The following is a 1,634-nucleotide window of genomic DNA, read 5'->3' as shown; positions in this document are numbered from 1 at the left end:
GAAGAGGTGCCTGCTGACCTGCGATGATGGGAGTTCTGACGCTTCCAGCACGCACAATCAGCAAGGCACCTCGTAGATGCAAGTTTCCCACACTCCGGCAGCGGTCTCCGCTGTGTTCGATGACCCGAATCTGATCGCGCATGCCGGGCTGGTCCCGGTCATGCGGCTGGCCGAGCGGTGTGATCTTGCCGCTCTGGTGACGGACAAGGTGAAGCTGAACGGGGCGAAGAACGGTGCGGGTGCCGCAGCGGATGCCAAGGTCACCAGCATCGTGGCCGGGATGGTCACGGGTGCGGACAGCATCGACGACCTGGACGTCCTGCGGCACGGCGCGATGTCGGCCCTGTTCTGCGGGATTCGCGCCCCGTCCACGCTGGGCACGTTCCTGCGTGCGTTCACCCACGGCCATGCGCTTCAACTCCATGCCGTGCACCGCGGGTTCCTGGCCGCGCTGGCCGCGCACACTCCACTGCTGCCCGGCGCCCGGGAGAAGGCGTTCATCGACGTCGACTCCACCCACAAACGCGTTTACGGCCGGGCCAAGCAGGGCGCCGAGTACGGCCGGTTCAAGGGCATCCGCACCCTGCACCCCCTTCTCGCCACGGTCTGCACCCCGCACTCCCGCCCGGTGATCGCCACCGTTCGGATGCGCCGTGGGAAGGCCGCCGACTCCCGGGGAGCCCCGAAATTCGTGGCCGAGGCCCTGGCCACCGCCGTCGAGGCCGGCTGCACCGGCATACGCATTCTGCGCGCGGACTCGCAGTTCTACAACGCCGGGGTGATCGCCGCCTGCCACCGGGCCGGAGCCCACTTCTCGATCACCACCGGCATGAACCCCTCCATCAAACGAGCCGTCCGCAGCATTCCCGACGACGCCTGGCAGCACATCAGTTATCCGACCGCGGTGCCCGACCCCGCCACCGGTGAACTCATCTCGGACGCCGAAGTCGCCGAGATACCCCAATACGCCGCCTTCGCGAGCCGCAAAAAGAGCGAGCGGGTCACCGCCCGGCTGATCGTGCGCCGGGTCCGTGACCTGGCCAAACCCGCCGTCATGGGTGAACAGGGCGAGCTGTTTCCCGTCTGGCGCTACCACCCCTTCTTCACCGACCAGCCCGCCGCAACCCTGCAGGCCGAGCGGGAACACCGCCACCACGCGGTCATCGAGCAGGTCATCGCGGACACCAAAGCCGGCGCCCTGGCCCACCTGCCCTCCGGGCACTTCCACGCCAACGCGGCCTGGCTGACCCTGTGGGCGATGACCTACAACCTGCTGCGGGCCACCGGTGCACTGACCTCGCCCTTCCATACCAAGGCCACCACCGCCACCCTCCGCAGCCACCTGGTCCAGGTCCCGGCCCGGATCGCCCGATCCGCACGACGCATCACCCTGCACCTGCCACACAACTGGCCCTGGCAGCAAGCCTGGACACACCTCTTCGACACCGTCCACGACCCACCCGCACCGACCTGATCCCCTGACCACCCCGCCCGCCAAGGCCCGACCGGAACCGAACTCGTGGAAACGCTGGGCAGACCAGCAGAAACAACCTGCCCACCCACGACCACCGACCGAAACCAGCTCACCAAACGATCAAGAGATCATCTTCAGAGCACGTCGGTGGATCGAGGCT

1 protein-coding gene is annotated in these 1,634 nt (G+C 67.6%); it reads left to right on the top strand.

Annotated features, from left to right (window positions below; all coding sequences use genetic code 11):
- The first annotated feature begins 76 nt into the window (after positions 1-76).
- Positions 77-1,474, top strand: coding sequence for an IS1380 family transposase (locus ACZ7IB_RS49220; RefSeq protein WP_470921902.1), 1,398 nt, complete (start codon positions 77-79; stop codon positions 1,472-1,474).
- The last annotated feature ends 160 nt before the right edge of the window (positions 1,475-1,634 follow it).

The sequence above is a fragment of the Streptomyces sp. NPDC037301 genome, from assembly GCF_055602785.1.
Note: the sequence above shows the minus strand (reverse complement) of the source record. Positions and strands in the feature narration are given on the sequence as shown.